We start from the raw sequence: 22,083 nt of genomic DNA, 5'->3' as shown, positions 1-22,083 counted from the left end.
GCCGGGCGGCGTGTCGCCGCCGCGAATCTCAGGTGCGCGGGTCGTCGGTGAGCTCACCGGGCACGTCGTCGGGGGTCATCTCGTCGGGGAAGACGAACCGTCGGAAGCAGTAGAAGCGGAAGATCATCTGCAGCAGATTGCCGATGATGTATGCGCTGAAGAAGTCGGCGATGTTCTCGACAGTGAGGCTGACCGCCGGAACCCGCAGGTTGAACACGTAACTCGAGATGTACAGCGGGATGAACGACAGGATCACCCCGATGCCGCTGACGAAGAAGAACAGGAACGCTTCGTGGGTGCGCTCACGTCCGCCGCGGTTCTTGAACGACCACTCCCGGTTGAGGATGTAGGAGCAGATCACCGCGACCACACCCGCGATGATCTTGGCGGTGACGGGCTTTTCCGACAGGACGGTGAGCTTGAGGGTGTAGAAGATCGTGGAGTCGATGACGAACGTGGTCCCGCCGACGATCGCGAACTTGACCAGCTCGCGGTGACGAACCAACAAGTCCCGAAGGGGCTGCGGAACTCTGTTCAGGGTTTCATCAACGAATGACACTCGGAGAAGTCTACGAAACGTTTGCGTGAATCCACGAACCTTGCGAGAAACTATCAGCGATGCCACAGGTTCGCGGGGTCCACTCGGGACTTGGCACCATCCTGTGTCGCGGGAGTTTCCGCGCACAGCCCGCGACGTGCTGTGACACCGCTGCGAGATGCCCCCGACGTGCTGTGACAACATGGATAGCCGTGACCGGCAGACCCGATTCGTCCCCTCGCTCCGACGCTCCTCGTGCGCTCACCGGCGGCATGCCGGTCGTCGCCATGATCGGTGGGGGCCAGCTCGCCCGCATGACCCATCAGGCCGCGATCGCCCTCGGCCAGACCCTGCGCGTTCTCTCGGGTACCGCGGACGAGCCGGCGGCCCAGGTCAGCCCGGATGTCGTCCTGGGGAGCCACAACGATCTCGACGCGCTCCGCCGCGCCGCCACCGGCGCCCACGCACTGACCTTCGATCACGAGGGTGTACCCACCGAGCACCTCGAGGTGCTGCAACGTGAAGGCGTCAACGTGCTGCCGCCGCCGCAGGCACTGATCTTCGCCCAGGACAAGATCGCGATGCGCAAGCGGCTCGGCGCGTTCGGCGCACCGATGCCGAAGTTCACCGAGATCACGTCCGTCGACGACGCCATCGCCGCGACCGAGGCCCTGGGCCACCCGTACGTACTCAAGGCCGCGCGCGGCGGATACGACGGTCGCGGCGTGTGGATCCTCGACGACCGCGCCGAACTCGAGCGTGTCGTCGCCGAACAGCTCGCTGCCGGTGTGCCGCTCCTCGCGGAAGAGAAGATCGAGTGGAAGCGCGAGCTGTCCGCGATGGTCGCCCGCTCTCCGTTCGGACAGGGCGCATCGTGGCCCGTGGTCGAGACCGTCCAGCGTGACGGGCAGTGCTCAGTCGTCATCGCTCCGGCACCCGACCTCCCCGCCGAGGTCGCGGCCGCCGCCGAACAGCTCGCCCTGCGCATCGCCGGTGAGCTGGGCGTGGTGGGCGTCATGGCGGTCGAGCTGTTCGAGACCACGTCCGGCGAGCTGATCGTCAACGAACTCGCGATGCGCCCACACAACTCCGGCCACTGGGGCATGGACGGCGCACGCACCGGTCAGTTCGAACAGCACCTGCGCGCGGTGCTCGACTATCCGCTCGGCGACACGACCCCGCTCGCCCCGGTGACGGTGATGGCCAATGTCCTCGGAGCTGCCGAAGCACCCGAGATGAGCATGGACGAGCGCCTGCACCACCTGTTCGCCCGGATGCCCGACGCGCGGGTGCACCTGTACGGCAAGGGTGAGCGCAAGGACCGGAAGATCGGCCACGTCAATCTGCTCGGCGATCCGAACGGGTCGATCGACGACCCGGCGTACGTCGCTGCGGTGCGCGAGCGCGCCGAACGTGCGGCGCACTGGCTCTCGCACGCGGTCTGGACCGATGGTTGGAACGAACACACGGGAGACAACGGTGAGTGATGTGTCGCAGGGTGCGCAGGTCGGCCTGATCATGGGCAGCGACTCGGACTGGCCGACGATGGAGGCGGCCGCCGAGGCGCTCGCCGAGTTCGGCATCCGTTTCGAGGTGGGCGTGATCTCGGCGCACCGCACACCGCAGCGGATGCTCGACTATGCCGCGAACGCGGCCGGTCGTGGCATCAAGGTGATCATCGCCGGCGCGGGTGGCGCCGCGCACCTGCCGGGCATGGTCGCGTCGGCGACGCCGTTGCCGGTGATCGGTGTGCCGGTTCCGCTCAAGTACCTCGACGGCATGGACTCGCTGCTCTCCATCGTGCAGATGCCCGCGGGAGTGCCCGTGGCGACCGTGTCCATCGGGGGCGCGCGCAACGCGGGTCTGCTGGCGGCACGCATCCTCGGCGCTTCCGATCCGGCGCTGCGCGAGCAGATGGAGCGGTTCCAAGCGGGTCTCGAGAAAATGGTGCTCGAAAAGGACGACGCGCTGCGCCGCACGCTCCTCGGCTGACAGACCCAACCGTCCAGACGACGTCGCTGGTGGATCCGCAGAACCGGCGGTCGCGGGCCGCATGTCGGGACGTCGACGCCGCTAGGCTCAGGACCGTGCGTGACGAACGCGGGACCCCGAGCCGAGCGGTGCGAGCATCGCGCGGTGTGCCGTCCATGCGCATCGCCACGGCGGCGGCACTGCGCTGGGCGAAACTGTGGGGCGGCACGGTGACGTTCGACGACGAGTTCGGCATCTACGTCTGCACCGGGATGCGCGGCGGCTTCGCCCGCTCGGGCACCACGGTCGGCGGGGTGTTCCTCACCCGTGCGCGACCGTCCCGCAACTTGGTGAGACACGAAGCCGTACACGCCGACCAGTGGGCGCGCCACGGCCTCGGGTTCGCGCTGCGGTACTGGTGGGAGGAAGCACGTAACCCCGGTTCCCGCAACAGGTTCGAAATCGAGGCCGGACTTGCGGACGGCGGCTACCGGACCGACCGCGGGCGGCGCGCCGACCCGCCCCGAGAGTAACCGGTACTCACCCGCCGAGACGCACGGTGATCTTCTCGCTCGCGACTCGCCGTTCCTCGGCCGCAGGGTCGGGGTGCGAGACCTGTACCAGCGACGCGCCCACGGCGAACACGGCGAGCAGGGTGTCGATCAGGTCGCCGGGGGTCTCCCACGACCGCGACGAAAGCACCCGGTCTCCGCCGCCGATCCCGGAGTCCGCCGCGGCGGCGCGCGCCGCCGCGAGAACGTCCGCGGCCGAACGGCCGTCGAGCGCGACACCGCCGTCGCCCGCCGAGCGGAACTGGTCTCCGTGCACCCGGACATTCGTCGCGTAGTCGGTGACGCCGGGCGGCAGATCCTTCACCGGCGCGCCGAACGCGTCCAGCGACAGCGCCGCGACCTCCGCGACGTGGTCGACGTCGGCGAGACGGCCGGCAGTCACGAGCGCGACCTCCGCATCGTCGACGGGTTCGAGGACGACCTCGGCGCCCGCCCACCACGTGCCGAGAAGCACCGCCGCGGTCTGCCAGTGCGCGGGCAGCAGCATCGCCACGCGCGCGCCGGGCAGCACTCCGAACTCGTCACGCAACAGGTTCGCGGTCTTCGCAGCCCAGTTCGCCAGCGTGATCGCCGACAGTTCGATCCGCCCGCCTGTGGCGTCGTCGTACCAGGTGATCCGGGGTCCGGCCGGGTCGGCCGCGAGGATCGGGTCGAGCAGAGCGTCGGTCAGGGTGGTCACTTCTACCTCGTTCTTCGTACGGTCGGGATACTTGCCGTGCAGTTGGGTTGCGGCGCCGTCAGTTGACGCACCGTGGCCCGTCCGACCCGGCGTCGATCGGAGGGGACGCCGGAGCGGGCGTGGCGGTACCGTCCGCGGGGGTCAGGCCGGCCGTGTTCGACGTGGTCGTCGATCCGGAACCCGAACCCGAACCCGCGAGCGACGACGTGCCGGGGCCGGCGTAGTCGTCGGCAAGCACCACACGCACCGTGCCCGGGTCGAGCGTCGAGTCCGATGCGGTATCGAGTCCCCCGAGCGCAGCGGCCACGGCACGGGTCTCGTCGGAATCGGCGTCGGCGCCGTACACGACCGACGACCGGACCGACGTGCCCGTGTAGTTGCCGACCTCGCCCTCGCGGTAACCCTCGGACGACAGTTCCGCCGAGACCACCGAGGCCAGACCGGCTACGTCGCCCGCGTTCGTGACCTCGACGGTGACCGTCGACGGGTCGATCTCCGGTGCGGGCTTCGACGATGTGGTGGCGTCGTCGTCGGAGCGGCGATCGTCGGGAGCGGCCCCGATGAGACCGGCCACGAAGTCACGCACCTCGTCGGGGTCGACCTGCACGACGGATTCGCCGTAGTCGGTCATCGCGTTGATGTCCTCGACCGGGATCGTCGAGAACGTCACGTCGCCTCCGGCCAGGCCCTGCATCTGGGTCGCGAGGTCCATGATGTCCCAATCCGAGTCCAGCACGACCGACCGCTGCACCGCCGCCGTCAACTGGTTCAGCTTCGACGGGTTGCTCAGGGTCTGCGCACTGAGGACCTTCTGGGCGAGGGAGGCCATGAACACCTGCTGGCGAACGATCCGATCGAGGTCGCCGCGCGGCAGACCGTGTCGTTGCCGCACGAAGCTCAGCGCATCCGGACCCTCGAGGGTCTGGGTACCGGCGTCGAATTGTGCGCCGGAGAGGGGTTCGTCGACCGCTTCGTTGAGACACACCTCGACGCCGCCCACGGCGTCGGTCAGCAGCACGAAGCCGAGCAGGCCGACCTCCGCGTAGTGATCGACCGTCACGCCCGTCAGATCGGCCACGGACTCGATGAGCGCTTCCCGACCTGCTTTCGTCGAGTCGGCCTCCGCCTCCGCTTCGTCGGCACCCGATTCGACCAGTTCGAGGCGGGTCGTCTCCTTGGTGGCGCCGTAGGCGGCATTGATCTTGGACATGCCGATATCGGGAACCTCGACGTACGTGTCGCGCGGGATCGACAACGCGGTCGCGGACCGCCCGTCGTTCGGGACCCGGATCAAGATGATGGTGTCGGTGTTGTTGGCGACCTCTTCGCCCGCGCGCAACGCGTCGAGTTCGCGCTGGGAGAGCGGATTGCCGTGGGCGTCGGTGCGGCTGTCCGTGCCCACCAGGAGGATGTCGACGGCACCGTCCTCGCCGCTGCCGAGACCGAGACCGCCGATGGAGGCGAGGGACGAGCGCAGCGAGTCGATCCGCTGCCAAGCGACGCCCGTGACGACCAGAGCCAGGGCTGCGGCGACCGCCACGAGCATCTGCAGCGGCCTGCCGGTGAAGACGCGTGGGGCGGCAACGGCCACGACCACGTCGCGATCCGGGCTTCTGCGAGCCCTGCGGACGCGGCGGCCGGTGCCCGTCGGCGGTTCGGACCCGGCTGCGGGCTGAGGGCTTCCCGCGCGGGTGCGGCGACCGGCCGTGGGACGTCGCCCGCCGGTCCGGCGGCGGGGCGGCTCTGGCGGCACCTGGTTCTCCTGTCGATGGATCGCTGTCGGGTGGGCTGATGTCGGTGTCCGGACTCTCTTGAAGGCTACTGGGGCGGGCGCTCCCCGGGCAGGCACCACTCCGCCGTGCCAGACTTCACAGCGTGCCCTCCCTTCTCGTCACCGGATCCCACGGACAGTTGGGCAGCGCTCTCGTCGCCCGTGCCGCTGCGGCCGGAGTACCCATTCGAGGCGTCGGTTCCACAGACCTCGACATCACCGACCCTGCTGCCGCCGCGGCGGCGATCGAGCCCGGTGCGGTGGTGATCAACTGCGCCGCCTACACCGCCGTCGACGCTGCGGAAACGGACGAAGACCGCGCCGCGGTGGTAAACGGAACGGGGCCCGGAGTGCTCGCCGCCGCCTGCGCAGACAAGGACGCGCGCCTGATCCACATCTCCACCGACTACGTGTTCGCCGGTGACGCATCCCAGCCGTACGGTGTGGACGCCGCCACCGGGCCGCGCACCGCGTACGGACGCACCAAGCTCGCCGGCGAACAGGCCGTCCTGAGCGCGCTGCCCTCGGCGCATGTGGTGCGCACCGCATGGGTGTACACGGGTGAGGGCACGGACTTCGTCGCCACCATGCGCCGGCTCGAGCGCGAACGCGACACGCTGCGCGTCGTCGACGACCAGCGCGGATCCCCGACCTATGCGTACGACCTCGCCGATGCCCTGCTCGAACTCGCCGGGCGCACGGATCTCCCGGGTGGGGTGTTGCATGCGACCAACGCGGGCGACGCCACCTGGTTCGACCTCGCGCGGGCTGTGTTCGAGGAGGTCGGCGCCGATCCGGCGCGGGTGCAGCCGTGCGGAAGCGACGAGTTCGTACGCCCCGCCCCCCGTCCGGCGTATTCGGTTCTCGCCGGCGACGCGTGGGTGTCCGCCGGTCTGACACCCCTGCGGCCGTGGCGGGAGGCCCTGCACGCTGCTGTCGAAGCGCTGGCCACGCGCGGATGACATGCGAGTGCGCAGCCTGTGTTTCGCCCCACACCGATCGAGTCGCTATGGTTGCCCGCGTGGATTCGACGCTGGCCGTGGTGACGGTGACGTACTCGCCCGGCGAGCACCTCGAGAACTTTCTGACTTCGCTCTCCGGAGCGACCGAACGCCCGACGCGGGTGATCATGGCCGACAACGGGTCGACCGACGGCACGCCGGAGGCGGCGGCGGTCGCGCATCCGAACGTCGAGCTTCTGCGCACCGGGGGAAACATCGGTTACGGCGGTGCGGTCAACCGGGCTGTCGCGGAGATCGATTCGTCGGTCGAGTTCGTGGTGGTCGCCAACCCTGACGTGCGATGGGAACCGGGTTCCCTCGACGCGCTGATCGAGGCGGCCGGCCGGTGGCCGCGTGCAGGGTCGCTCGGGCCGCTGATCCACGAACCCGACGGCAGCATCTACCCGTCCGCCCGTACCGTCCCGACGCTGGTGTCGGGCGCCGGGCACGCGCTTCTCGGTACGGTGTGGCCCGCGAACCCGTGGACGCAGCGGTACAGGCAGGAGAACGAGGAGATCAGCGAGCGGCCCGTGGGCTGGCTGTCCGGATCGTGCCTGCTGCTGCGTCGCTCCGCGTTCGACGCGGTGGGCGGATTCGACTCGCGCTACTTCATGTACATGGAAGACGTGGATCTCGGCGACCGGCTGGGCCGCTCCGGGTGGCTCAACGTCTTCGTGCCGTCGGCGCACGTCACGCACGCGAAGGGGCATGCCGCCGGGAGACATCCCGAGCTCATGCTGCCCGCGCATCACGAGAGCGCGTACCGCTTCCAGGCCGACCGGCATCCGCACCGGTGGCAGGCGCCGTTGAGGTGGGCTCTTCGAGGCGGACTGTTCGTGCGCTCGAAGCTCGCGGTCGCGGCCGCGGTTCGTGAGCGCAGCAAGACGAGCGCCGAACCCGGCGCGGCGCCCGGCAACGACACGAAACAGGGGAAACGATGACCAGTGCTGCAGCACCGCAGACCGATGCGGTGATTCTGGTGGGCGGCAAGGGAACACGCCTGCGTCCGTTGACGCTGTCCGCGCCGAAGCCCATGTTGCCGACAGCCGGTGTGCCGTTTCTGGTTCATCTGCTCGCCCGGATCCGCGAGGCCGGGATCAAGCACGTGGTGCTGGGCACCTCGTTCAAGGCCGAGGTGTTCGAGGAACACTTCGCCGACGGTTCGGACTTCGGGCTCGAGATCGAGTACGTGACCGAATCCGAGCCTCTGGGTACCGGCGGCGGTATCCGCAACGTGCTGCCCAAGTTGCGCGGTGACAACATTATGGTGTTCAACGGCGACGTGCTCGGCGGCACCGACCTCGGCGCCGTGCTCGACACGCACGTGCGCAACGAGGCGGACGTGACGATGCATCTGGTGCGGGTCGGCGATCCGCGCGCCTTCGGATGTGTGCCGACCGACGCCGACGGGCGCGTGACGGCGTTCCTCGAGAAGACTCAGGATCCGCCGACGGACCAGATCAACGCGGGTTGCTACGTGTTCCGGCGGGAGATCATCGAGCAGATCCCGGCGGGACGGCCGGTGTCGGTCGAGCGGGAGGTCTTTCCGGCGCTGCTCACCGAAGGCAAACGCGTCTTCGGGCACGTCGACGCCGCCTACTGGCGCGACATGGGAACGCCGGAGGACTTCGTGCGCGGATCCGCCGACCTGGTGCGCGGAATCGCCCCCTCGCCGGCGCTGGAAGGCGCTCGCGGTGAGTCGCTGGTGCATCCGAGCGCCTCGATCGGTCCGGGGGCACTGCTCATCGGCGGCACGGTCGTGGGCCGGGGAGCGGAGATCGGTGCGGGCGCACGACTGGACGGCGCGGTCGTCTTCGACGGCGCCCGGATCGAGGCCGGTGCGGTGATCGAACGGACCATCATCGGGTTCGGCGTGCGCGTCGGCCCGCGGGCGTTGATCCGGGACGGTGTGATCGGTGACGGTGCCGACGTCGGTGCTCGATGCGAATTGCTGCGCGGTGCGCGGGTGTGGCCGGGGGTGAAGCTCCCGGACGGGGGCATCCGGTTCAGCACGGATGTGTGAGAGGTTTCAAGTGGCATTCGAACGTTATGTGGCACTGGGTGATTCGTTCACCGAGGGTGTCGGGGATGCGGATCCGTCCCGCCCCAACGGTTTGCGCGGCTGGGCCGATCTCGTGGCCGGGCAGCTTGCCCTCGCGAGCGAGGACTTCGGCTACGCGAATCTCGCGATCCGGGGACGGCTGCTGCGCCCGATCATCGACGAACAGGTCGGCACGGCCGTGGCGATGCGACCCGATCTCGTCACCATCTACGCCGGTGGCAACAACCTGATGCGACCGAAGGTCCACTTCGACGAGCTAGCCGCCGACTACGACGAGGCGATCGGCCGGCTCGCCGCCACCGGCGCCCGGATACTGATGTGGACGGCGTACGACGGAAGCTGGGCTCCGGTCTTCGGGGCGCTGCGTGGCCGCTGGGCCGTCTACAACGAACTGATCCGCGAGATCGCCGACCGGCACGGCGCGACCATCGTCGACTTCTGGCGGTTCTCGGAATACCGCGATCTGCGGATGTGGGACGACGACCGGTTGCACCTGTCGCCGGCCGGACACCACAACATGGCGCTCAGGGTCCTCGACGTGCTCGACGTCCCGCACACGCTCCCACTCGTGCAGCTCGACGAGCCCGTGCCCCTCACGCCCGCTGCGCAGCGCGCCGACGACCGGCGCTGGATGCGCGAATTCCTCATCCCGTGGGTGGGACGCCGCGTGCGCGGACTCTCGTCCGGCGACGGCATCACGCCCAAATACCCGGCGCTCACCCCGATCGGGGTATAGCCCGGAGGCTGCGCGACATCAGCGTCGCGCAGCCGCGAGCCGGACCAGGTGGTCGATCGTCTCGTGCTCGGCACCTGGCGGGAGGTCGTCGACCGGCCACCAGCGCAGGTCGGTCGACTCGTCGCTGCGCACCGGTTCCGCACCGGCGGGCGCCGTCACCAGGAACCGCAGGTCGAGGTGACGGGTCGGCACACCCAGTGAGCACGTGATCGGATGCGTGTGCGCGGACAGCAGTTCGGCGTCGATTCGCAGACCGCCGATTCCCGACTCCTCGGTGGCTTCGCGGAGCGCCGCGTCGACCACCGTCTCGTCGGACTCCTCGCAGTGCCCGCCGAGCTGGATCCAGCGGCCCACCCTGGGGTGCAACGTGAGGAGCACGTTGCGGTGGTCGGCGTCGAGGACGAGCGACGACGCGGTGATATGGCCCGGGACGTGTGCGCGCATGCACCCGTCCGGTGCGGAGTCGAGGAATGCGAGCATGGTGTGCCGCAACGAGTCCGCGTCGGCGGAGTCGGGACTCCACGCGGTGAGCACCTCGACCGCCGATCGGTGCAGGGAACGTGACGACATCGCTACAGCTCCACGAGTGCGTGTCCGGGATCGGCGGGGTCCCGCGGCGTCGGGTCGTCGAGGGGATATCCCACCGCGACAGCGCCGAGCGGTGACCAGTCGGCCGGCAGTCCAAGTTCGTCGCGGACCACCTGGGGTGCGAAGATCGTCGAACCGATCCAGCAGCTGCCGAGCCCGCGGGTGGCGAGCGCGACGAGCAAGCCCTGGACTGCGGCTCCCGCCGCGACCGTGAACATCGTTGCCTCGGCGGCGGTTCGTCCCGCGTCGGGGTAGTGGTGTGCGCCGTCCGGCACCCAGAACGGGACGACGATCTCCGGGGCGTCGTAGAGAATCGCGCCGCGCGAGAGTCGTCGCTCGATCGCCACCGCATCGAGTCCGTCACGTTCGAGGTCCGCGGCCCACTGCTCGCGCATGGCGTCGAGCAGCCGTCGCCGGACCTGCTCGGTGCGGACCCACACGAATCGCACCGGACGGGTGTGGTGCGGTGCCGGGGCGGTGAGCGCATCCGCGACCGCCTCGCGAAGATCCTCGGGATCGACGGGCTCGGAAGCGAATTCGCGAATCGAGCGTCGCAACAGCAACGCCTCACGGCGTCCCCGGTCGAGAGCTTCGGCAGTGCCGAGCCAGAAGAGGTCCTCGTCGCCGCTGCGGATGAGCGCGCGGGCATCGGATCCGTCGTCGGGGAGGTCGAGCCCGCGCACGACCGCCACGGGCACGCCGCCGAGCTTTCCTTTCACGAGATCGCCCGCGGCGGCGATCTCGTCGGCGAGGGCGACCGCCGTGACGAGAAGTTCGTTGCCCTGGCTGTCGCGCGAGCCGGCGTATTCGTGCAGCACCGGCAGCCCGGCGGAACCGATGGCGGCGTCGGTCTGGCCGTTCCGCCAGGCACGGCCCATCGTGTCGGTCACTACGACCGCGACGGTGACGCCGAGCAGCGCCGAAAGCCGGTCGCGAAGCGCCGCCGCGCTCGCGTCGGGATTCTCGGGGAGGAGCGCGAGTTCGGCGTTGTCGACGTTGGAACCGTCGATCCCCGACGCGGCCTGCACGATGCCGAGGCGGTTCTCGGTGATGAGGGTGCGGCCCTTGCGGGCGAGCACGCGCACCGCTTCCTGGTCGACGAGGCGGCGTCGCAGTGCGTCGCGCGCGTCGGGATCGGTGGGCGCCGGGACGATCCGTCCTTCGACCTTGGAGATCACCTTGCTCGTGACGACGAGGACGTCGCCGTCGGCCAGCCACGGCGCGGCGCCGGCGACTGCGCCGGCGAGATCGTCCCCGGGGCGGAACTCCGGAAGCCCGGCCACCGGCAGGATTTCGACGGGGCCGCCGGGAGCGTGGTCACGCACGGACGTGTGCGGAGCGGCGTCGGGGGACATCACAGGGTCACTCCAGCGAGTTCCAGAGCGGCGCGCGCCATGTCGGCGGTCGCGTCGGGGTCGGTCATGAGGAGGGGAACGGATCGCACCTGGACGCCGGGGACGTCGGCGCTGTCGGTGCTGTGCACCAGCCACCCGTCGAGGATGCCCGTTCCGCTGCGACTGCCGTAGTGACGGCCGACGGCTTCCGCGGTGGTGTCGACGCCGATCACGTCGAGGCATGCATCGGCCATGCCGCGCAGCGGTTTGCCGCCGATGACGGGGGACAGGCCGACGACCTTCGCCTTCGTCGTCCGCAGCGCGCCGCGCACGCCGGGAACGGCAAGGATCGCGCCGACACTCACGACGGGGTTGGACGGCGCCAGCACCACCGCGTCCGCGTTCTCGATCGCTTCGAGCACTCCGGGTGCGGGCTTCGCCTCGTCAGCGCCGATGTGCGCGAAACTGTGCGTGGGAACCTGCGCCCGGTAGCGGACCCACCACTCTTCGAAGTGGATCGCACGTTGCATGCCGTCCGCGGGATCGGTGATCACCACGTGTGTTTCGCTGCGGTCGTCGGTCACGGGCAGAAGGGTCACGCCGGGCTTCCAGCGCGTGCACAGGGCTTCGGTCACCGCGGAGAGCGGATATCCGGTGCGCAGCATCTGGGTACGGATCAGGTGGGTGGCGATGTCGCGGTCGCCGAGGCCGAACCAGTCGGGAACCGCGCCGTACGCGGCGAGTTCCTCCTTGGCATTCCACGTTTCGTCGACGCGTCCCCATCCACGGTCGGTGTCGATTCCGCCGCCGAGGGTGTACATGCAGGTGTCGAGGTCGGGGCAGATCCTCAGCCCGTGCATCCAGACGTCGTCACCCACGTTGACGATCGCGGTGATCCGGTGGGGTGCGTCCGGATTCGTGTCGGAGCCGGGGGAAATGCCGAGAAGTTGGCGCAGACCTGTGAGAAAACGGGCCCCACCGACACCTCCGACCAATACAGTCACATTCACGGGGCAAGCCTAGGCGGTGCGGCCCGTACCCGGTTCAGTGACGTCCTAAACCGGAAGTGGCAAAGTCGTCGATGGTAAGCGACAGATGCCGCACAGCTTGACCGCGACACGCCCGACGTGTCTAATCACATACGTGTCATTCCGAGTTTTCGGATCGAGATCGACTGCGGGGACCCGCATTCGAACGAAGGTTCGACGGGTGGCCGGCGGGGGAGATCCCCGGTCCGAAGATCGGCGCTGCAGTTGAGGAGGCGACCTATGGCCGACGAGCGCGAGGGATTCGAGATCGTTCGAATCGGAACTGCAGTCGAGGGTGTCTGTGACGAGCCGGACAGTGGGGCACCGATCCTGAATCTCGTTTCGGGATTCGGCGACCTCATGGAAGGCGACGAGCAGTGGCAGGAGCGTGCGCTCTGCGCGCAGACCGACCCGGAGGCATTCTTCCCCGAGAAGGGTGGTTCCACGCGGGAGGCCAAGCGCATCTGCCTGGGGTGTGAAGTTCGGGGCGAATGCCTCGAATACGCCCTCGCCAACGACGAACGGTTCGGAATTTGGGGCGGACTGTCGGAAAGGGAACGGCGGCGTCTCAAGCGCGGCATCATCTGACGGGGGCAGGGTCCGGTACGGGGAGTTCGGGCCCGAGTCCGGTAATCCCGTAAAGCCGTGCGACGAAGGCCGGGTTGTCCGACGGGGGTCGGGGCAACCCGGCCTTTCGTATATCCGGTGTTCTCGAATCGGGCACTTCGGAATCGAGGAGCGGTCGACGTTCGGGCTCCGCTCATTCCTCGTCGTCGAGTCCTCCGAGTTCGGGGTCGACGACTTCCGGTTCGATGCCGAGATAGGTGGCGACCTGGTGCACCAGGACGTCGTGCACGAGGTCCGCGAGATCCTCGGGATCTTTCGCGCGCAGCTCGAGGGGACGCCGGAACAGCACGATGCGGGCCCGCGTCGCGGCACCGCGACGGTCGATGCCCGCCGGCACGAGACGCGACAGCGGCACCGGTCCGTCGGCGACGACCTCGTCCGGCCAGTTGACCGTGTCGGGATCACGCGCGCGGATCTTGGGCACCTCGTCCACCGCGATATCGAGTTTGGTGAGCCTCTTGTGCCACCGCGCGTCGATCGGCGCGAATGCGGTCAGTACGAGAAGGTCGAATTTCTCCGCCCTCGATTTCCACACCGGCAGCTCGTGCGGGAACACCGGTCCGCGAATTCCCCGGCCACGCCTCGTCACGGAGCGGGACGAGAGCGGGCGGGAACGACGTGCACGGGCCATGTAGTGGACAGTACGACACGAAAATTCCGTCGGCTCGAAACGGTGTGTCCGAATAGTCGCCGGGACCGCGGCGCGCTACGCTCCCTACCGTGAGAACACTGCGTCGATGCTGCCGGCCTGGGTGCAAGAACCCAGCTGTTGCGACGCTGACCTACGTGTACTCGGATTCCACCGCTGTCGTCGGGCCGCTGGCCACCGTTGCCGAACCTCATTCGTGGGACCTGTGCGATACGCACGGTTCGCGAATCACCGCTCCGAAGGGCTGGGAGCTGGTGCGATACGAAGGCGCCTTCTCGTCGGGTACGCCGGACGAGGACGACCTCACAGCGCTGGCCGAGGCCGTGCGGGAAGCCGGACTCGGTGAGCGTGCCCGTGGCGAAACCGACGCCGAGCAATCCGAAAGCTCCCACCGCGTCGCCGTCGCGCCCACCGGCCGTACAGGACGCCGCGGTCACCTGCGAGTCCTTCCCGACCCGACATCCTGACGGCGTCCCACTAGGCTGACCACGGGCCGTGTCACGCAGGATGGCGCGGCTCGAAGTCGAGTAGCAGGAGCGGAACAAGTGGCGAGATCTGCCGAGTCGGTGTCAGCCGTGATCAAGGCGTACGACGTCCGAGGTGTTGTGGGGGAGCAGATCGACGAGGACTTCGTCCGTGAGGTCGGCGCGTCGTTCGCGCGGCTGATCCGGAGCGAGCAGACCTCCGATCGGGTGGTTGTCGGGCACGACATGCGGGAGTCGTCACCGAAGTTGTCGCAGGCATTCGCCGACGGGGTCACCGCACAGGGTCTCGATGTCGTCCTGATCGGGCTGGCGTCCACCGACCAGCTGTACTTCGCGTCGGGCCTGCTCGACGCGCCCGGTGCGATGTTCACCGCGAGCCACAATCCGGCGGCCTACAACGGCATCAAGCTGTGCCGCGCGGGTGCGAAGCCGGTCGGGCAGGAGACGGGTCTGGCGATCATCTCCGCCGAACTCGTCGACGGTGTCCCCCAGTTCCAGGGTGACCCCGGCACCGTGACCACTCGCGACGTGCTCGACGACTACGCCTCGTTCCTCCGCGGCCTCGTGGACCTGTCGCAGATGCGGCCCCTCAAGGTCGCGGTCGACGCCGGGAACGGAATGGGCGGGCACACCGTGCCCGCGGTGTTCGGTCCGCTGCCCATCGAACTCGTGCCGCTGTACTTCGAACTCGACGGCACCTTCCCCAACCACGAGGCGAACCCCCTCGACCCCGCCAACCTCGTCGACCTGCAGCGGCTGGTCGTGGAGTCGGGTGCCGATGTGGGCCTGGCGTTCGACGGCGACGCCGACCGGTGTTTCGTCGTCGACGAGCGGGGCGAGCCTGTCACTCCGTCGGCGGTCACCGCACTCGTCGCGAGTCGTGAACTGGCCAAGGAGCCGGGTTCGACGATCATCCACAACCTCATCACGTCCCGGATCGTGCCCGAACTCGTCCTCGAGCAGGGCGGCGTCCCGCTGCGCACCCGTGTGGGGCATTCGTTCATCAAGCAGCAGATGGCCGAGACCGGCGCCGTCTTCGGCGGTGAACACTCCGCGCACTACTACTTCCGTGATTTCTGGGGTGCCGATTCGGGCATGCTCGCGGCGCTGCACGTGCTCGCCGCGCTCGCCGGGCACGACGGCACACTTTCCGACCTGATGGCGTCCTACGACCGGTACGCGGCGTCGGGCGAGATCAACTCCACCGTGAGCGATGCGGCGGAGCGGACCGAGGCGGTCATCGCCGCGTTCTCCGACCGCGCCGTATCCGTCGACCGCCTCGACGGCGTGACCGTGGACCTGCCGGACCATGCATGGTTCAATCTCCGCGCCTCGAACACCGAGCCGCTGCTGCGGCTCAACGTGGAGGCCCGCAGCGGGGACGAGGTCGATGCGCTGGTGAAGGAGATCCTTGCTGTTGTGCGTGCGTGACGTAGGTCGTCGCGCGGGGAATAATCGAGGTGCTCGGCATCGGGGTGGGGCCGGGCCGGCGGAAGGAAGGTGACGCGGTCGTGACGGCTCCCTCGCCGCTGTTCGACTTCGACGATGTCGACGAAGTGATCGCAGCAGACATCGACGGCGTCCTGCGCAGCGCCGCTCTCGGCGGAGCGCAGATCCGGGCGGTGGCCACCGCCGTCGACGAACAGGCGCTCGACCGCCTCGTCGACGTGCGGCCACGCAGCGTCGTGTTCGTCGGCACCGACTCGCGGTCGAGTCGCGCCGCCGATCTCGTGCTGTCGCTGTTCGCCGAGCACTCGTCGGCCCCGTTGGTGCACGCTGCCGAAACACCTCCGTGGGTGGGGGCACTCGACGTCGTGGTGGTGGCGGGGAACGACGCAGGCGATCCGGCCCTGGCCGGATCGATCGACGCGGCCCTGCGGCGCAGCGCCGAAGTGATCGTCGATGCGCCGGACGAAGGTCCGGTGCGCGCCGTCACCGCCGGCCGGGCGGTGCTGCTCCCGCCCCGGGTGCAGGTACCGACGCGATATGCGCTGGCCCGGCACGTCGCCGTGTTCTACGCGGTCCTGGCGGTCATGCGCGACGTACTGCGCCGAGACGCCGCCGGGGTGGACCTTGCCCGGCTCGCGGACGCGGTCGACCAGGAGGCGCTGCGCGATCATCCGTCGAACGAGGTGTTCCACAACCCCGCGAAATCCCTCGCCGTACGGATGCAGTCGCGACGGGTGATCCTGGCCGGAGACCGGCCGGCCACGGTCGCGTTGGCACGGCACGCGTCGGAGTCGTTGCTGCAGAGCGCAGGCGTCGTCGCGTCGGCGGCGTCGCTGTCCGACGTGCTGGTCGCCCGTGATCGGTTGCTCGAGGCGTTGACGGTCAGTGGTGAACGCTACGATCCGCTGTTCCACGACGAGGAGCTGGACGGTCCCGCTCCGCTGCCGCCGGCGCGCGTCTTCGTGTTCAGCACGGACTCCGATCGGTTCGCGGCGCAACGTCGTATCGCTGCGCTACCCGACGCCGAACTGGTATCGGTGGTAGGCGAATTCGACTCCGACACGGTGCCCCCCGTGCTCGAACAGATTGCGGTATCGATGGTGCGAATCGAAATGGCAGCGGCCTACCTCAGACTGGCCGGGGGCCGATAGTGCATTCACTCGAGGGGGCGGTGCGTTCGTATGCGTGGGGGTCGCGCACCGCGATCGCCGCGCTCTGCGGCAGGAAGGTGCCGTCGGACCATCCCGAGGCCGAACTCTGGCTCGGAGCCCATCCCGCGGACCCCGCACGGGTGGTGCTCCCCACCGACGACACGGTCTCGCTGCTCGAGGTACTCGACTCCGATCCCCACGGGCATCTGGGAACCCCCACCGTGGAGCGGTTCGGCGCCCGGCTGCCGTTCCTGCTCAAGCTGCTCGCAGCCGAGGAACCGCTGTCGTTGCAAGCGCACCCGAGTGCCCGCCAGGCGGCCGAAGGTTTTGCCCGCGAAGATTCCCTGGGTTTGGCGATCGACTCGCCGATCCGCAATTACAAGGACGCGAGCCACAAGCCCGAACTGGTGGTCGCGCTGACGCGGTTCGAGGCACTCGCCGGCTTTCGTGAAGCGCACCGCACCGTAGCTCTGCTCGAGGCGTTGCACGTGCCCGAACTCGAGCCGTATCTCGGTTTGCTTGCCGGACAACCCGATTCCGGCGGCTTGCGGGCCTTGTTCACCACCTGGATCACCTTGCCCCCGACGGCGCTGCTCGCGCTTCTGCCGCGAGTGCTCGACGGGTGTGTGGCCTACCTGACCGGACCGGAGAACGGTCGCGAGTTCGTGGAAGAGATCCGGACCACGCTCCAGCTCGCCGAGTTCTACCCCGGTGACGCCGGGGTGCTGGCGTCGCTGCTGCTCAACCGGATCACCCTCGAGCCCGGTGACGGCCTCTACCTCGCGGCCGGGAACCTGCACGCCTACCTGCACGGTATGGGTGTCGAGATCATGGCGAACTCGGACAACGTGCTGCGCGGCGGCTTGACGCCCAAACACGTCGACGTGCCGGAGTTGCTGCGCGTCCTCGATTTCGGCGCGGCCTCCGTCCCGATTCTCGCGGCCGAATCGGTCGGACCGTTCGAGTGGCGGTACCGGACCCCGGCTCCGGAGTTCGCGTTGTCGCGCGTGGAACTCGGCCCGGGCGACGAGGCCGTGCTCGCCCCCGGCGGCCCGCAGATCCTCCTGTGCACGAACGGGGCGGTGAGCGTCGAGTGCGACGGCGGGACCGTCGACCTGGACTCGGGCGATTCGGTGTGGCTGTCGCATTCCGACCCGGAGTCGGTCGTGCGGGGCCGCAGCGACGGCGCGCAGGTGTTCCGTGCACGCCTGGGCGAATTGGGCGACGACTCCGTCGGCTGAGGTGTTCGTCCGGTCCCGTCGGGCACGTCCCCGCGTCGGGACGATCTTTCTTTTCGGTGGTGAGTCCTCTGCCGTACCGCTCTGCGCCAGGATTCTTTACAAATTGGGACGAATGTCTAGACCTCTGACGCGAAGGGTCCTATAGTCCAATTTGTAGTGATGTGCATCACCCATGGGGTGGGGTGGTCGCAACGACCACCGAGCGACGAGGGGATTCGGCATGAGTACGGACTCGGAGGCGGGGGCGCGGGATATCCCGGACCTGCAGTGGCGTGACCGCAAGAAGAAGCTGTGGCTGCTCGGGCTCGTTCCGCCCACCGCGCTCTTTGTTGCCACCGCTCTCGTCTGGGCGGGAAACGCCCTGGGCTGGCAGGCGGTGACCCCGGCGCTGTGGTGGATCGGCCCGCTGCTGGTCTACGTGCTGGTTCCGACCCTCGACGTCTTCGTCGGACCCGACGGTGAGAACCCTCCGGAAGAGCTCGTCGAAGCACTCGAAAACGACCGCTACTACAGGTACTGCACCTACATCTACCTGCCGTTCCAGTTCGCCACCCTCGTCTTCGCCTGCTACCTCTGGTCGGCGGACAACCTGTCGTGGCTCGGCATCGACGGTGGCCTCGGCATCGTCTCCAAGATCGGTCTCGCGCTCTCCGTGGGTGTCGTCGCCGGTATCGGTATCAACACCGCGCACGAAATGGGCCACAAGAAGGTCCAGTTGGAGCGACGCCTTTCGAGGATCGCGCTCGCGCAGTCGTTCTACGGCCACTTCTACATCGAGCACAACCGGGGACACCACGTCCGCGTCGCGACGCCGGAGGATCCGGCGTCCGCCCGATTCGGGGAGAGCTTCTGGGCCTTCCTTCCGCGCACGGTCGTCGGCAGCGTCCGCTCGGCGTGGCAGCTCGAACGGGCCCGCCTCGAGCGTCTCGGCAAGCCCGTCTGGAGCCTGCGCAACGACGTGCTCAGCGCATGGGCGCTGTCGGCGGTGCTCTTCGCCGGCCTCATCGCGGTGTTCGGCTTCGGGATCGCGCCCTATCTGGTGATCCAGGCGGTCTTCGGCTTCGCGCTGCTCGAAGCCGTCAACTACCTCGAGCACTACGGGCTGCTCCGTCAGCGCACCGCCAACGGCAGGTACGAACGGTGCAGTCCCGCACACAGCTGGAACAGCGATCATCTCGTGACCAATATTTTCCTCTACCACCTGCAGCGGCACAGCGACCATCACGCCAACCCCACCCGCCGCTACCAGACGCTGCGGAGCATGGAGTCGTCGCCGAATCTGCCCGCCGGGTACGCGACGATGATCGGCCTCGCCTACATCCCCCCGCTGTGGCGCAAGGTGATGGACCACCGGGTTCTCGACCACTACGACGGCGACATCACACGGGTCAACATCCAGCCGAGCAAGCGCGAGAAGATCCTCGCCCGTTACGGCGCTGCTGCCCCGGAAGGGAACTGAACAACCATGGCTGCGTACCGCTGCCCGGTGTGCGACTTCGTATACGACGAGGCGCTCGGCGTCCCGCGAGAGGGATTTCCCGCAGGCACTCCCTGGGATGCCCTTCCCGACGACTGGTGCTGCCCCGACTGCGGGGTCCGCGAGAAGGTCGATTTCGAGGAGCATGCGCGATGAGTACCGAGTTCCTGCTGTTCCGCTGCTTGGTGTGCGGATTCGAGTACGACGAGAAGCTTGGCTGGCCCGACGAGGGCATCGAGCCGGGCACCCGCTGGGAGGACATCGACGAGGACTGGTCGTGCCCCGACTGCGGTGCCGCAAAGGCCGACTTCGAAATGATCGAGATCGTCCGGCGATGAACCGCCGTCACCGGGACGCGTCGCTCTGCTTTGACGCGCACGTGGAGCCGTGAGAGCGTCACCGCCATGGTGAGTGCGCAACCCGGGGGCGGGTCCGACGGGTCGACCGGGTTACCGGGCGCCGCGGGCGTTGCCGCACCGCAGGGCCCCGGCACGGCAGCGCGACCGGGCGACACACCGGCCTCGGCCTCCGTGCGTGTGCTGTTCCACGAGGCGAGTCGTGTCCTTCTACGCTCGACGATTCTGGATGCGATGCGGGACCTGCTCCTCGAGCGGGACTGGTCCGCCGTCACGATGAGCGACGTCGCGCGAGCCGCGGGAATCAGCAGGCAGACGCTGTACAAGGAGTTCTCGTCGCGCCAAGGGCTGGCCCAGGGGTACGCGCTGCGCCTGGTGGACGAGTTCACCGACGCCGTCGCCGACTCGGTGTATGCGCACGTCGGAGACGCGCGTGCGGCACTCGTCGACGGATTCACGTTGTTCTTCACCGCGTCGGCCGCCGACCCGCTGGTGCGATCACTCCTCGACGGCGAGGCCAAGCCCGACCTGTTGCGCCTGATCACCACCGATGTCGCGCCGATCCTCGAACGCGGTTCGGTCCGGCTGGCGGACACCTTCGAGCACAGCTGGGTGTCGGCGTCCGCCACGGACGCGGGGATCCTGGCGCGCGCGATCGTGCGTGTCGCCCTCAGCTTCATCTCCATGCCGCCGGTGTCGGGCAACGACGTCGCCGCAGATCTCGCCGACCTGCTCGTGCCGTTCGTGGAAAAGGCCGCGCTCACCGGCTGACCGCTCAGCGGAGCGCTCGTACCGGGCGTACCGTAGCGCCGCAGGTTGTATAGCCTGGTTGCAACTGATTTGTTCGAAGAATTGTCTGCCGACAGGAAGAGGCATCTGCACGTGTCTGACACCACGCTCGTCGCCGACCGGATCAACGGTCTCGATTTCAAGGTCGCCGATCTTTCCCTCGCCGAGTTCGGGCGCAAGGAGATCCGGCTGGCGGAACACGAGATGCCGGGGCTGATGTCGTTGCGTCGCGAATACGCCGAAGTGCAGCCGCTGAAGGGCGCACGGATTTCGGGCTCGCTCCACATGACGGTGCAGACCGCCGTGCTGATCGAGACGCTCGTGTCGCTCGGCGCCGAGGTCCGATGGGCCTCGTGCAACATCTTCTCCACCCAGGACCACGCCGCGGCCGCCATCGTCGTGGGCCCGCACGGCACCCCCGAAGAGCCCAAGGGCGTACCGGTGTTCGCGTGGAAGGGTGAGTCCCTCGAGGAGTACTGGTGGGCTGCCGAGCAGATGCTCACCTGGCCCGGCGAACCCGCCAACATGATCCTCGACGACGGTGGCGACGCCACCATGCTCGTGCTCAAGGGCGCGCAGTTCGAGAAGGCCGGCGTGGTGCCGCCCGTCGACGAGGAGCACGACTCCGCCGAGTACCAGGTGTTCCTGCAGTTGCTGCGCAACTCGCTCGACGCCGACGCCGGCAAGTGGTCCGCGATCGCCGCGTCCGTACGGGGCGTCACCGAGGAGACCACCACGGGTGTGCTGCGGCTGTACCAGCTCGCCGCAGGCGGTGAACTGGCGTTCCCGGCCATCAACGTCAACGACTCCGTCACCAAGAGCAAGTTCGACAACAAGTACGGCACCCGGCACTCGCTGCTCGACGGGATCAACCGCGGCACCGACGTGCTCATCGGCGGCAAGGCCGCTCTGGTCTGCGGCTACGGCGACGTGGGTAAGGGCTGCGCCGAGGCACTCCGCGGCCAGGGCGCCCGCGTGTCGGTCACCGAGATCGACCCGATCAACGCGCTTCAGGCGCTGATGGACGGCTACGACGTCGTCACCGTCGAGGACTTCATCGGCCAGGCCGACATCGTCATCACCTCGACGGGCAACAAGGACATCATCACCTTCGATCACATGAAGGCGATGAAGCACCAGGCGATCCTGGGCAACATCGGTCACTTCGACAACGAGATCGACATGGCCGGCCTCGAGCGGTCCGCCGACGTCACGCGGATCAACATCAAGCCGCAGGTCGACGAGTTCACCTTCGCCGACGGGCATTCGATCATCGTGCTGTCCGAAGGCCGTCTGCTCAACCTCGGCAACGCGACCGGCCACCCGTCGTTCGTGATGAGCAACTCCTTCGCCAACCAGGTGATCGCACAGATCGAGTTGTGGACCAAGCCGGACGAGTACGACAACGAGGTCTACCGCCTGCCCAAGCATCTCGACGAGAAGGTCGCGAAGATCCACGTCGAGGCGCTCGGCGGCAAGCTCACGAAGCTGACCAAGGAGCAGGCCGAGTACATCGGTGTCGACGTCGAGGGGCCGTACAAGTCCGAGCACTACCGCTACTGAGAGCGGGATCGGCGGC

General features: G+C 68.4%; 24 protein-coding genes. 17 read left to right on the top strand and 7 right to left on the bottom strand.

Translation table 11 applies throughout. The features are described 5' to 3' along the window. Positions 1-28 precede the first annotated feature (28 nt). Positions 29-559, bottom strand: a complete 531-nt coding sequence (locus RDCOP1_RS07555; RefSeq protein WP_072699466.1) for a GtrA family protein — start codon at positions 557-559, stop codon at positions 29-31. A 191-nt stretch (positions 560-750) separates the two neighbouring features. Between RDCOP1_RS07555 and RDCOP1_RS07550 the strand changes: the two genes are divergently transcribed. The 3 genes from RDCOP1_RS07550 to RDCOP1_RS07540 all read left to right on the top strand — a co-directional run bounded on the left by RDCOP1_RS07550 (position 751) and on the right by RDCOP1_RS07540 (position 3,042). Next, a complete protein-coding gene (locus tag RDCOP1_RS07550) occupies positions 751-2,025 on the top strand; it encodes a 5-(carboxyamino)imidazole ribonucleotide synthase (RefSeq protein ID WP_072699465.1) in 1,275 nt (424 codons plus the stop codon). Next, positions 1,988-2,530 (top strand): 5-(carboxyamino)imidazole ribonucleotide mutase, encoded by a 543-nt coding sequence (gene purE, locus RDCOP1_RS07545; RefSeq protein WP_072699464.1) that lies wholly within the window; start codon positions 1,988-1,990, stop codon positions 2,528-2,530. The genes RDCOP1_RS07550 and purE overlap by 38 nt, the downstream gene beginning before the upstream one ends. A gap of 155 nt (positions 2,531-2,685) precedes the next feature. Next, on the top strand, positions 2,686-3,042 hold the full coding sequence (locus RDCOP1_RS07540) for a hypothetical protein (RefSeq protein WP_174555786.1): 357 nt from the start codon (positions 2,686-2,688) through the stop codon (positions 3,040-3,042). Positions 3,043-3,049: 7 nt separating this feature from the next. Here the strand turns inward: RDCOP1_RS07540 and RDCOP1_RS07535 are convergent, their stop codons facing one another. Then, positions 3,050-3,760, bottom strand: a complete 711-nt coding sequence (locus RDCOP1_RS07535; RefSeq protein WP_072699463.1) for a TIGR03089 family protein — start codon at positions 3,758-3,760, stop codon at positions 3,050-3,052. Positions 3,761-3,818: 58 nt separating this feature from the next. Next, positions 3,819-5,306 (bottom strand): LCP family protein, encoded by a 1,488-nt coding sequence (locus RDCOP1_RS07530; RefSeq protein ID WP_072699678.1) that lies wholly within the window; start codon positions 5,304-5,306, stop codon positions 3,819-3,821. Positions 5,307-5,635: 329 nt separating this feature from the next. On the opposite strand from RDCOP1_RS07530, the gene rfbD reads away from it, so the two are divergent. The 4 genes from rfbD to RDCOP1_RS07510 are packed head-to-tail and all read left to right on the top strand — an operon-like array spanning position 5,636 to position 9,330. After that, positions 5,636-6,493 carry a dTDP-4-dehydrorhamnose reductase gene (rfbD, locus tag RDCOP1_RS07525; RefSeq protein WP_072699462.1) on the top strand — a complete coding sequence of 286 codons (858 nt, stop codon included), beginning with the start codon at positions 5,636-5,638 and terminating at the stop codon, positions 6,491-6,493. Between the two features lie 59 nt (positions 6,494-6,552). Beyond that, positions 6,553-7,473, top strand: a complete 921-nt coding sequence (locus RDCOP1_RS07520) for a glycosyltransferase family 2 protein (RefSeq protein WP_072699677.1) — start codon at positions 6,553-6,555, stop codon at positions 7,471-7,473. Then, positions 7,470-8,555 carry a mannose-1-phosphate guanylyltransferase gene (gene manB / locus RDCOP1_RS07515; RefSeq protein WP_072699461.1) on the top strand — a complete coding sequence of 362 codons (1,086 nt, stop codon included), beginning with the start codon at positions 7,470-7,472 and terminating at the stop codon, positions 8,553-8,555. Before RDCOP1_RS07520 ends, manB begins: the two co-directional genes overlap by 4 nt. Before the next feature lie 10 nt (positions 8,556-8,565). Further along, positions 8,566-9,330, top strand: coding sequence for an SGNH/GDSL hydrolase family protein (locus RDCOP1_RS07510; RefSeq protein WP_111731640.1), 765 nt, complete (start codon positions 8,566-8,568; stop codon positions 9,328-9,330). A gap of 18 nt (positions 9,331-9,348) precedes the next feature. On the opposite strand, the gene RDCOP1_RS07505 is transcribed toward RDCOP1_RS07510, so the two are convergent. From RDCOP1_RS07505 to cofD, 3 genes are read right to left on the bottom strand one after another with little or no spacing between them, the layout of a single operon-like run. Continuing rightward, positions 9,349-9,900 (bottom strand): NUDIX hydrolase, encoded by a 552-nt coding sequence (locus RDCOP1_RS07505; protein WP_072699459.1) that lies wholly within the window; start codon positions 9,898-9,900, stop codon positions 9,349-9,351. A gap of 2 nt (positions 9,901-9,902) precedes the next feature. Continuing rightward, entirely contained in the window at positions 9,903-11,273 is a 1,371-nt protein-coding gene (locus tag RDCOP1_RS07500) for a coenzyme F420-0:L-glutamate ligase (RefSeq protein ID WP_072699458.1), read from the bottom strand. Further along, complete coding sequence (cofD, locus tag RDCOP1_RS07495; protein ID WP_072699457.1) at positions 11,273-12,262, bottom strand: 2-phospho-L-lactate transferase; 990 nt, start codon at positions 12,260-12,262, stop codon at positions 11,273-11,275. Before cofD ends, RDCOP1_RS07500 begins: the two co-directional genes overlap by 1 nt. Positions 12,263-12,640: 378 nt before the next feature. Between cofD and RDCOP1_RS07490 the strand changes: the two genes are divergently transcribed. Continuing rightward, positions 12,641-12,868 (top strand): WhiB family transcriptional regulator, encoded by a 228-nt coding sequence (locus RDCOP1_RS07490; protein ID WP_169848857.1) that lies wholly within the window; start codon positions 12,641-12,643, stop codon positions 12,866-12,868. Between the two features lie 172 nt (positions 12,869-13,040). On the opposite strand, the gene RDCOP1_RS07485 is transcribed toward RDCOP1_RS07490, so the two are convergent. After that, positions 13,041-13,538 (bottom strand): metallopeptidase family protein, encoded by a 498-nt coding sequence (locus RDCOP1_RS07485; protein WP_072699455.1) that lies wholly within the window; start codon positions 13,536-13,538, stop codon positions 13,041-13,043. Between the two features lie 89 nt (positions 13,539-13,627). Between RDCOP1_RS07485 and RDCOP1_RS07480 the strand changes: the two genes are divergently transcribed. From RDCOP1_RS07480 to ahcY, 9 genes are all read left to right on the top strand, one after another. Further along, entirely contained in the window at positions 13,628-14,023 is a 396-nt protein-coding gene (locus RDCOP1_RS07480; protein WP_072699454.1) for a DUF3499 domain-containing protein, read from the top strand. Between the two features lie 78 nt (positions 14,024-14,101). Next, complete coding sequence (locus RDCOP1_RS07475) at positions 14,102-15,472, top strand: phosphomannomutase/phosphoglucomutase (RefSeq protein WP_072699453.1); 1,371 nt, start codon at positions 14,102-14,104, stop codon at positions 15,470-15,472. 80 nt (positions 15,473-15,552) lie between these two features. Further along, complete coding sequence (locus RDCOP1_RS07470; protein ID WP_072699676.1) at positions 15,553-16,641, top strand: tobH protein; 1,089 nt, start codon at positions 15,553-15,555, stop codon at positions 16,639-16,641. After that, positions 16,641-17,882: a mannose-6-phosphate isomerase, class I gene (gene manA, locus RDCOP1_RS07465; RefSeq protein WP_072699452.1), complete on the top strand. Its 1,242-nt coding sequence runs from the start codon at positions 16,641-16,643 to the stop codon at positions 17,880-17,882. The genes RDCOP1_RS07470 and manA overlap by 1 nt, the downstream gene beginning before the upstream one ends. Positions 17,883-18,102: 220 nt before the next feature. Beyond that, entirely contained in the window at positions 18,103-19,341 is a 1,239-nt protein-coding gene (locus RDCOP1_RS07460) for an alkane 1-monooxygenase (RefSeq protein ID WP_072699451.1), read from the top strand. A gap of 6 nt (positions 19,342-19,347) precedes the next feature. Then, positions 19,348-19,515, top strand: a complete 168-nt coding sequence (locus tag RDCOP1_RS07455; protein WP_072699450.1) for a rubredoxin — start codon at positions 19,348-19,350, stop codon at positions 19,513-19,515. Continuing rightward, positions 19,512-19,697 (top strand): rubredoxin, encoded by a 186-nt coding sequence (locus RDCOP1_RS07450; RefSeq protein WP_072699449.1) that lies wholly within the window; start codon positions 19,512-19,514, stop codon positions 19,695-19,697. The genes RDCOP1_RS07455 and RDCOP1_RS07450 overlap by 4 nt, the downstream gene beginning before the upstream one ends. A gap of 66 nt (positions 19,698-19,763) precedes the next feature. Beyond that, positions 19,764-20,486 carry a TetR/AcrR family transcriptional regulator gene (locus RDCOP1_RS07445; RefSeq protein ID WP_084722490.1) on the top strand — a complete coding sequence of 241 codons (723 nt, stop codon included), beginning with the start codon at positions 19,764-19,766 and terminating at the stop codon, positions 20,484-20,486. A 111-nt stretch (positions 20,487-20,597) separates the two neighbouring features. Next, positions 20,598-22,067 (top strand): adenosylhomocysteinase, encoded by a 1,470-nt coding sequence (gene ahcY, locus RDCOP1_RS07440; RefSeq protein ID WP_072699448.1) that lies wholly within the window; start codon positions 20,598-20,600, stop codon positions 22,065-22,067. The last annotated feature ends 16 nt before the right edge of the window (positions 22,068-22,083 follow it).

The sequence above is a fragment of the Rhodococcus coprophilus NBRC 100603 genome (assembly GCF_001895045.1).
In the GTDB taxonomy this organism is placed as follows: domain Bacteria; phylum Actinomycetota; class Actinomycetes; order Mycobacteriales; family Mycobacteriaceae; genus Rhodococcus; species Rhodococcus coprophilus.
Note: the sequence above shows the minus strand (reverse complement) of the source record. Positions and strands in the feature narration are given on the sequence as shown.